The sequence below is a fragment of the Mycobacterium helveticum genome (assembly GCF_007714205.1).
GTDB classification, from domain to species: domain Bacteria; phylum Actinomycetota; class Actinomycetes; order Mycobacteriales; family Mycobacteriaceae; genus Mycobacterium; species Mycobacterium helveticum.
In genome coordinates this window covers 1-9,455 of record NZ_VMQU01000167.1, presented here as the reverse complement: position 1 = coordinate 9,455, position 9,455 = coordinate 1, and the positions used below count along the sequence as shown (strand labels likewise).

The 9,455-nt window shown below is 69.1% G+C and carries 5 protein-coding genes; 2 read left to right on the top strand and 3 right to left on the bottom strand.

What is annotated here, in order from left to right:
• Positions 1–176 precede the first annotated feature (176 nt).
• Entirely contained in the window at positions 177–335 is a 159-nt protein-coding gene (locus tag FPZ47_RS28625; protein ID WP_168209560.1) for a hypothetical protein, read from the top strand.
• A 35-nt stretch (positions 336–370) separates the two neighbouring features.
• On the opposite strand, the gene FPZ47_RS24790 is transcribed toward FPZ47_RS28625, so the two are convergent.
• Positions 371–1,378 carry a PHP domain-containing protein gene (locus FPZ47_RS24790; protein WP_144956419.1) on the bottom strand — a complete coding sequence of 336 codons (1,008 nt, stop codon included), beginning with the start codon at positions 1,376–1,378 and terminating at the stop codon, positions 371–373.
• A gap of 127 nt (positions 1,379–1,505) precedes the next feature.
• Here FPZ47_RS24790 and FPZ47_RS24785 point away from each other — a divergent pair, with 127 nt between their 5' ends.
• The gene (locus tag FPZ47_RS24785) at positions 1,506–2,363 is read left to right on the top strand and encodes an LLM class F420-dependent oxidoreductase (RefSeq protein ID WP_144956422.1); all 858 of its coding nucleotides are present in this window, start codon (positions 1,506–1,508) and stop codon (positions 2,361–2,363) included.
• Positions 2,364–2,715: 352 nt separating this feature from the next.
• Here FPZ47_RS24785 and FPZ47_RS24780 read toward each other — a convergent pair whose 3' ends face one another.
• Both FPZ47_RS24780 and gltB read right to left on the bottom strand, forming a co-directional pair.
• Positions 2,716–4,191: a glutamate synthase subunit beta gene (locus tag FPZ47_RS24780; protein ID WP_144956424.1), complete on the bottom strand. Its 1,476-nt coding sequence runs from the start codon at positions 4,189–4,191 to the stop codon at positions 2,716–2,718.
• Positions 4,184–8,779 (bottom strand): glutamate synthase large subunit, encoded by a 4,596-nt coding sequence (gene gltB, locus FPZ47_RS24775; RefSeq protein ID WP_144956427.1) that lies wholly within the window; start codon positions 8,777–8,779, stop codon positions 4,184–4,186. Before gltB ends, FPZ47_RS24780 begins: the two co-directional genes overlap by 8 nt.
• Between the last annotated feature and the right edge of the window lie 676 nt (positions 8,780–9,455).

The following is a 9,455-nucleotide window of genomic DNA, read 5'->3' as shown; positions in this document are numbered from 1 at the left end:
TTTCACTGGGGCCTCCTACATCTGTGGCTCTACCGGCCAGGACCTAATTCCTGTCGGCAACCCACGTTCACATGCAGTGAGGCCCCAGCCTGCCCATACCGTCTAGTCCGCAGCGCCATTGGACCCGCAGAAAGTGTTGCCGACTCACGCTCCTCGTCACCCTGCCGTGCGATCACATGTTCGTGCGGCGGGGGGTGCCCATTCTGCGCGAGGACCTGGACTCCGGCGTGCGCGCCCGCGTGGGGCTGCCGATCACGGCCGGCGTGGCCGGGACGGAATTCCGGCCCGAAGTCCGCCGACCGGCCGCGTGCGCTGGGCCGCGGCGCGGCAACTGATCGCCGCCGGGCTTCGACACGCCGCACCTGCCCGACTAGTTCGCGCCCGTCCACGCCAACAACGTGTCCGCGGGCCACGTGTTCACGATCCGGTCGACGGGCACGCCGGCGTCCAGCGCGCGCTGGGCACCGTAGCCCAGGAAGTCCAGCTGACCCGGGGCGTGCGCGTCGGTGTCGATGCTGAACACGCAGCCGATCTCGAGCGCCAGGTTCAGCAGCCGGGTCGGCGGGTCGCGCCGCTCGGGGCGGGAGTTGATCTCCACCGCGGTGCCGTGCTCGCGGCAGGCGGTGAACACCGCCGCGGCGTCGAACCCCGACTCGGGCCGGATGCCGCGGTTGCCGGAGACCAGCCGGCCGGTGCAGTGGCCGAGCACGTCGGCGCGGGGATTGGAAACGGCGCGGATCATGCGGCGGGTCATGGCCGCCGCATCCATCGACAGCGTGGAATGCACGCTGGCGACCACCACGTCGAGACGCTCCAGCAGTTCCGGTTCCTGGTCCAGGCCGCCGTCCTCGAGGATGTCGACCTCGATTCCGGTGAGGATGCGCATCGGCGTGAACTTGTCGCGCAGCCCGTCGATCACGTCGAGCTGCTTGCGCAACCGGTCCGGGGACAGCCCGTTGGCGATCGTCAGGCGCGGCGAGTGATCGGTCAGCGCGCAGTACTCGTGGCCCAGTGCCGCCGCGGTGGCCATCATCTCGTCGATCGGCGCCGACCCGTCCGACCAGTTCGAATGCAGGTGCAGGTCGCCGCGCAGGGCGGCCCTGATCTGCCCGCCGCCGAGATCTGTTGCCGCGGAACGTAGCTCGACCAACGTGTCGGGCTCGCGACCCGACCACGCCTGCGCGATGACCTTCGCGGTCCTGGGCCCGATGCCCGGCAGCGACTGCCAGCTGTCGGCCTGCCCGTGCCGCTCCCGGGCCGCCTCGTCCAGGCCCTCGACGACGTCGGCCGCGTTGCGGTAAGCCATGACGCGCCGGGAGTCTTCCCGCGCCCGGTCCTTGTAGTAGGCGATCTGTCGCAGCGCGACCACCGGATCCATGCCTCCAGTGTGCCCGTCCGGTCGGTCACGGCAGCTGCCCGGCGGCGCGCCCTCGTGTCGATCCCCGGCGCGTCACCCACCGCTCGAGTTCAGTTGCGCGTCAGAAAGATCGACTACCGTCGAGTACATGCGATTCGCGTTCAAGACTTCCCCGCAAAACACCACCTGGGCAGACATGCTCGCCGTCTGGCGGGAGGCCGACGACATCGACGTCTACGAGTCCGGGTGGACCTTCGACCACTTCTACCCGATCTTCTCCGACAGCACCGGCCCCTGCTTGGAGGGCTGGACGACGCTGACGGCGCTGGCCCAGGCCACCAGCCGGCTGCGGCTGGGCACGCTGGTCACCGGCGTCCACTACCGCCACCCCGCCGTGCTGGCCAACATGGCCGCCGCGCTCGACATCATCTCCGGCGGGCGGCTCGAGCTGGGAATCGGCGCCGGCTGGAACGAGGAGGAGTCGGGCGCCTACGGCATCGAGCTGGGCAGCATCCGAGAACGCTTCGACCGCTTCGAGGAGGCATGCCAGGTGCTGATCGGCCTGCTCAGCCAGGAGACCACCGACTTCGACGGCACGTACTACCACCTCGAGGGCGCCCGCAACGAACCCAAGGGGCCCCAGCGTCCGCACCCGCCGATCTGCATCGGCGGCAGCGGCGAGAAGCGGACCCTGCCGATCACCGCGCGCTACGCCCAGCACTGGAACTTCGTCGGTGGCTCACCGGAGGACTTCGCCCGCAAGCGCGACGTCCTGGCCGCACGCTGCGCGGACATCGGGCGCGACCCGAAAGAGATCACACTGTCCGCGCACCTCGGGCTGGACCACCAGCGCAACTACCGCAAGGTCCTCGACGACGCCGCCGCGCTGGCCGCCGAAGGACTGGACCTGGGCATCGTCTACATCGCCCCGCCGCACGATCCCGCCGTGCTGGAACCGATGGCCGAGGCCATCCGGGATTCGGGACTGTGGGACGGCGCACGGTAACCCTCGACGGGGCCGAGCAAACCCGCTGCGCACCGGCGAGTGCGTGGTGCGGGAGCGGTTACACGCCGAGCAGCAACATCTCTTCGACGGTGACCAGACGTTCGTTCCTGGCGGGGAATTCGCGACTCTTTACCGGGTGACGAAACCATGACCAGGCGATTCGCCCCACCCGTGACCGGGGTACCGGGTTGACATGCACAGTGATCACTCCTGCGATTGCTCCGTTCAGTGGGACTCCACCGTGGCCCGCGATGCGATGAAGCCCGCCGCGAATCATTAGACACCCGCCATCTGGCAAACGGGCCCAGACTCGCCGATATTGTTATCCGTGTTTCTGGCGTTACTGATGTGGTTACTGAAGCGGCGCCGCGGTCGGCTTGACGGGCGCCGGCAGCGCCGTCGACCCCATCAGGTAGCGGTCCACGCCCGCAGCCGCGGCCCTGCCCTCGGCGATCGCCCAGACGATCAGCGACTGGCCCCGGCCCATGTCGCCGGCGACGAAGACGCCGGGAACCGACGTCTCGAAGTCGGCGCCGCGGGCCACGTTGCCCCGCTCGGTGAGCTTGACCCCGAGGTCGGTGAGCAAACCCGGCTGCTCGGGCCCGACGAACCCCATCGCCAGCAGCACCAGGTCGGCCTCCAGCTCGAAATCGGACCCCTCGACCTTGACGAACTTGCCGTCCTGCATGGCGACCTCGTGCGCCTTGAGCGCGGTCACGCGGCCGTCCTTGCCCACGAACTGCTCGGTGTTCACCGAGAAAACCCGCTCGCCGCCCTCTTCGTGCGCCGAGGACACCCGGTACATCAGCGGGTATGTCGGCCAGGGGGTGGATTGCGCGCGGGTGTCCGGGGGGCGCGGCATGATCTCGAACTGGTGCACCGCGATCGCGCCCTGCCGGTGCACGGTCCCCAGGCAGTCGGCGCCGGTGTCACCGCCACCGATGATGACGACCTTTTTGCCTTTGGCGGTGATCGGCGGCTGGCCGTCCGGCCCGACCTCGCCGTCGGCGAGGTTGCCGAGCGCTTGGCGGTTGCCCCACGGCAGGAACTCCATCGCCTGGTGGATGCCGTCCAGTTCGCGGCCGGGGACCGGCAACTCGCGCCCCGCGGTGGCCCCGCCGGCGAGCACCACCGCGTCGAAGTCGGCGCGCAGCGCCTCGACGGTGAGGTCGACTCCGACGTTGACGCCGGGGCGGAATTCGGTTCCCTCGGCGCGCATCTGGTCCAGCCGCCGGTCCAGGACGCGCTTTTCCATCTTGAATTCCGGGATGCCGTAGCGCAGCAGGCCGCCGATGCGGTCCGCGCGCTCGAACACGGTGACGCTGTGACCGGCGCGGGTGAGCTGCTGGGCCGCGGCCAGGCCCGCCGGACCCGAACCCACCACCGCGACCGTCTTGCCGGTCCGCGTGTCCGGGGGCAGCGGCACCACGAAGCCTTCCTCGAAGGCTCTGTCGATGATCTCGAGCTCGATCTGCTTGATCGTCACCGGATCCTGGTTGATGCCGAGCACGCAGGCCGGCTCGCAGGGCGCCGGGCACAGCCGGCCGGTGAAATCGGGGAAGTTGTTGGTGGCGTGCAACCGTTCGATGGCGTCGCGCCACCTGTCGTTGCGGACCAGGTCATTCCACTCCGGGATCAGGTTGCCCAGCGGACAGCCGTTGTGGCAAAAGGGAATACCACAGTCCATGCAGCGGGTCGCCTGCTCGCGGCAGGTCTCGTGGTCGAAGTCCTCGTAGACCTCGTTCCAGTCGCGCAACCGCAGCGGGACAGGCCTGCGCCGCGGCAGTTCCCGATGCGTGTACTTCAGGAAGCCGGTCGGGTCAGCCATGGGCGGCCGCCATGATCGCCTTGTCGACGTCCAGGCCGTCGCGCTCGGCCTCGGCGATGGCCTGCAGCACCCGCTTGTAGTCGCGCGGCATCACCTTCGCGAAGTGCCGCCGTTGCCCGGACCAGTCGGCCAGGATCCGCTGGCCGACCGCGGAATCGGTGTTGTCGACGTGCGCCTGGATCATGCCGTGCAGCCATTCCTCGTCGTCGGGTTCGAGGCTCTCGAGGTCAACCATCTCGGTGTTGAGGTTTCGCGGCAGTTCGCCGTCCGGGTCGTAGACGTAGGCCGCCCCGCCGGACATGCCGGCGGCGAAGTTACGGCCGGTGCGGCCCAGGATGACAACCTTGCCTCCGGTCATGTATTCGCACCCGTGGTCGCCGACGCCCTCCACCACGGTATGCGCCCCGGAGTTGCGAACCGCGAACCGCTCGCCGACGACGCCGCGCAGATAAGCCTCCCCACTGGTGGCGCCGAACAAGATGACGTTGCCCCCGATGATGTTGTCCTCGGCGACGTAGTCCTGCGGGGCGCTGTCCGACGGGCGCACCACGATCCGGCCGCCCGACAGGCCCTTGCCGACGTAGTCGTTGGCGTCGCCGTAGACACGCAGCGTGATCCCCCGGGGCACGAAGGCGCCGAAGCTGTTTCCCGCCGAGCCCTCGAACGTGATGTCGATGGTTCCGTCCGGCAGGCCTTGCCCGCCATAGGCTTTGGTCAACTCATGACCGAGCATCGTGCCCACCGTGCGGTTGACGTTGCTGATCGTGGTGGAGAACCGCACCGGCTTGCCGGAGTCCAGCGCCTCGCGGCTCATCACGATCAACTGCTGATCCAGCGCCTTGTCCAGGCCGTGGTCCTGACTCGAGCTGCAGTAGAGGTCCTGGTTCATGAAGGCCGACTCCGGCTCGTGCAGCACCGGCGCCAAATCCAGCCGGTGGGCCTTCCAGTGCGCGCGGGCCAGCGTCGCGTCCAGCGATCCGACCTGCCCGACAACCTCGTTGAAGGTACGGAAACCCAACTGCGCCATGTATTCCCGAACCTCCTCGGCGATGAACATGAAGAAGTTCTCGACGAACTCGGGCTTGCCGTTGAACCGCTCGCGCAGCAGCGGGTTCTGCGTCGCCACTCCGACCGGGCAGGTGTCCAGGTGACACACCCGCATCATGATGCAGCCGGACACCACCAGCGGCGCGGTCGCGAATCCGAATTCCTCGGCACCGAGCAGCGCCGCGATCATCACGTCGCGGCCCGTCTTCAACTGGCCGTCGACCTGGACGACGATCCGGTCACGTAACCCGTTGAGCAGCAACGTCTGCTGCGTCTCGGCCAAGCCGAGCTCCCACGGCGCCCCGGCGTGCTTCATCGAGGTCAGCGGGGTCGCGCCGGTCCCGCCGTCGTGCCCCGAGATCAGCACCACGTCGGCGTGCGCCTTGGACACGCCCGCGGCCACCGTGCCCACGCCGTTCTCGGACACCAGCTTGACGTGCACCCGGGCCGACGGGTTGGCGTTCTTCAGGTCGTGGATCAGCTGCGCCAGGTCCTCGATGGAGTAGATGTCGTGGTGCGGCGGCGGGGAGATGAGGCCCACGCCCGGGGTGGAATGCCGCACCTCGGCGACCCACGGGTACACCTTGTGCCCCGGAAGCTGCCCCCCTTCACCGGGTTTGGCGCCCTGCGCCATCTTGATCTGAATATCGGTGCAGTTGGTCAGGTAGTGCGACGTGACACCGAACCGCCCGGAGGCGACCTGCTTGATCGCGCTGCGGCGCCAGTCCCCGTTGGGATCGGGGTCGAACCGACCGACGTCCTCGCCGCCCTCGCCGCTGTTGGATCGCCCGCCCAGCCGGTTCATCGCGATGGCCAGCGTCTCGTGCGCCTCGGCGGAGATCGATCCGTAGCTCATCGCGCCCGTCGAGAAGCGCTTGACGATCTCGGCGGCCGGCTCGACCTCGTCCAGCGGCACCGGGGCGCGCAGGCCGGAGCGGAACTTCAGCAGGCCGCGCAGGGAGGCCATCCGCTCGCTCTGGTCGTCGACCAGGCGGGTGTACTCCTTGAAGACCTTGTACTGGCCGGTGCGGGTCGAGTGCTGCAGCTTGAAGACGGTCTCGGGGTTGAACAGGTGGTACTCGCCCTCGCGGCGCCACTGGTAGTCCCCGCCCACCTCGAGTTCGCGGTGCGCGCGCTCGTCGGGCCGGTCCAGGTAGGCCAGCCGGTGGCGGGTGGCGACGTCGGCGGCGATGTCGTCCAGGGTGATCCCGCCCGTCGCGCAGGCCAGGCCGGTGAAGTACTCGTCGAGCACGTCCTCGGCGATGCCCACCGCCTGGAACAGCTGCGCGCCGGTGTAGGACGCCAGCGTCGAGATGCCCATCTTGGACATCACCTTGAGCACGCCCTTGCCGGCGGCCTTGACGTAGTTGTTGAGCGCCGTGTCGCGGTCCAGTCCATGTGAAAAGCCGTCGAACACCCCCCTGTCGAGCATGTCCTCGATCGACTCGAACGCAAGGTAGGGGTTGATCGCCGCCGCCCCGCAGCCGACCAGGAGCGCCATGTGGTGCACCTCGCGGGCGTCACCGGTCTCCACGACCAGGCCCGCCTGGGTGCGCGTCCGGTCGCGCACCAGGTGGTGGTGCACGCCCGCCACCGCGAGCAGCGACGGGATCGGCGCCATCGTCTCGTCGGATTCGCGGTCGGACAGGATGATGACCCGCGCGCCGTCGGCGATGGCGGCCGACGCCCGCGCCCGCACCTCGTCCAGCGCGGCGGCCAGGCCCGCGCCGCCCTCGGCCACCGGGTACACGCAGCGGATCACCGCCGAACGCATGCCGTGTGGACGACCGTTGACCTTGTCGTCGGGGTCGAGGTTGACCAGCTTGGCCAGCTCGTGGTTGCGCAGGATCGGCTGCGGCAGGCTGATCTGGTGACAGGACGCCGCTTCGGGCGTGAGCAGGTCGCGCTCCCCGCCGGTGGTGACCAGCAGGCTGGTCACCACCTCCTCGCGGATGGCGTCCAGGGGCGGGTTGGTCACCTGCGCGAACAGCTGCTGGAAGTAGTCGTAGAGCAGCCGCGGCCGCTGGGACAGCACCGCGACCGGGGTGTCGGTGCCCATCGACCCGATCGGCTCGGCGCCGCTGCGAACCATCGGCGCGACCAGCAGGTTGAGTTCTTCGTAGGTGTAGCCGAACACCAGCTGCCGCTTGACGAGCCGCTCGTGCGGCATCCGCACGTAATCGCCCTGCGGCAGGTCCTCCAGCGGGACGAGCCCCTTGTCGAGCCACTCCTGATAGGGGTGCTCGGCGGCCAGTTCCGCCTTGATCTCCTCGTCGGCGACGATGCGGCCCTGCGCGGTGTCCACCAGGAACATGCGGCCCGGCTGCAGCCGCATCCGGCGAACCACCCTGGCCGGGTCCAGGTCGAGCACACCGGCCTCGGACGCCATCACCACCAGCCCGTCCTCGGTGACCCAGATCCGGGACGGGCGCAGGCCGTTCCGGTCGAGCACCGCGCCGACGATGGTGCCGTCGGTGAACGTCATCGACGCCGGCCCGTCCCACGGCTCCATCAGGGACGCGTGGTACCGGTAGAACGCCCGCCGCGCGGGATCCATCGACTCGTGCCGTTCCCACGCCTCGGGGATCATCATCAGCACCGAGTGGGCCAGGCTGCGCCCACCCAGGTGCAGCAGCTCGAGCACCTCGTCGAAGCGGGCGGTGTCGGACGCGCCCGGGGTGCAGATCGGGAACAGCTTCTCGACGTCGGCCTCCGACCCGAAGACGTCGGTCTTGATCAACGCCTCGCGGGCGCGCATCCAGTTCTCGTTGCCGGTGACGGTGTTGATCTCCCCGTTGTGGGCGATGCGGCGGAACGGGTGGGCCAGCGGCCACGACGGAAAGGTGTTGGTGGAGAACCGCGAGTGCACGATGCCCAGCGCGCTGGTCAGTCGGTCATCCTGCAGGTCGAGGTAGAACGCCTTGAGCTGCGGCGTGGTCAGCATGCCCTTGTAGACGAACGTCTGACCGGAAAGGCTTGGGAAGTAGACCGTTTCGCGGCCGGGCCCGTCCTGGCCCGGGCCCTTGGTGCCGAGTTCGTGCTCGGCACGCTTGCGCACCACGTAGGCGCGGCGTTCCAGGGTCATGCCCGAGGCGCCCGTCATGAACACCTGACGGAAGGTGGGCATCGCGTCGCGCGACAGCGCACCCAGGGACGAGTCGTCGGTGGGCACGTTCCGCCAGCCCAGCACCGTCAGCCCCTCGGCCTCGGCGATCTTCTCCACGGCGGCGCAGGCAGCCGCGGCGTCCTTGGACGACTGCGGCAGGAACGCGATACCGGTGGCGTAGCTGCCCGGTGCAGGCAGCTCGAATTCCACGACCTCGCGCAGGAACGCGTCCGGCACCTGAATCAGGATGCCCGCGCCGTCGCCGCTGCGCGGCTCGGCACCCTGGGCGCCGCGGTGTTCGAGGTTGAGCAGCGCGGTGATGGCCTTGTCCACGATGTCGCGGCTGCGACGGCCGTGCATGTCGACGACCATGGCTACCCCGCACGAATCGTGCTCGAACGCGGGGTTATACAACCCGACGCGCTTGGGCGTCATATGCACCTGACCCTTCACCTGAACGTTCTGCGCGGCCGCCGATCATTCGGGCCGCTCCGTTGAGGCCGCACCCGGAGGTTGCGGGCTCACACCTCATCGGTCTTGTCGATAGGCTGTCTCCCAGGCGGAGATGATCCTGTTGAGGATGCGTCCGTGCTGCTCTGAACGGTGGCCTGGAACCGGTCACGACAAGTCGTAAAACGATATGACAAAACCCGCCTGACATGCCAACTTCGTTCAAGTCTAACCCGGCGCCCGGCGGCAGCGTTAATTCGGCGAACCGAGCGGTCGGCGGCATCGCCGGGCGGTCTGTCGCGGGGGCAAACCGCCGGGCCCGGCGCCGCCGCGCGCGGTCCGGTACCCGCACACGCGGCTCCCTGGAGTTTGCTGGCGCCGACGTGGCCGCAACGGTCGGCGGCGCCGGCGCCGGCCCTCGGCGTGATCAGACCGTAACCGGCCCCGGTGACACGGCGGCGCGGACGGCGCGATCAAGTTTGCACGCCGCCGGCGGACGCCGGCGTCCGCAGGTGACCGATACTGGTTCGATACTGGCCCGCACCGGCATCCGAGGAGCCCATGAACCAGCGCGACGAATTCCTGCGGGACCGTCTGCAGCCCAAGGCGCCCGGTGGCCCGTCCGGACGCCCGCCCGGGGTCCCCTGCCGGAGGGACGGGT

What these genes read in the sequence shown, in the direction of transcription:
- FPZ47_RS28625 (WP_168209560.1), top strand. Translation starts at nt 177, where the DNA reads ATGTTCGTGCGGCGGGGGGTGCCCATTCTGCGCGAGGACCTGGACTCC.
- FPZ47_RS24790 (WP_144956419.1), bottom strand. Translation starts at nt 1,378, where the DNA reads ATGGATCCGGTGGTCGCGCTGCGACAGATCGCCTACTACAAGGACCGG.
- FPZ47_RS24785 (WP_144956422.1), top strand. Translation starts at nt 1,506, where the DNA reads ATGCGATTCGCGTTCAAGACTTCCCCGCAAAACACCACCTGGGCAGAC.
- FPZ47_RS24780 (WP_144956424.1), bottom strand. Translation starts at nt 4,191, where the DNA reads ATGGCTGACCCGACCGGCTTCCTGAAGTACACGCATCGGGAACTGCCG.
- gltB (WP_144956427.1), bottom strand. Translation starts at nt 8,779, where the DNA reads ATGACGCCCAAGCGCGTCGGGTTGTATAACCCCGCGTTCGAGCACGAT.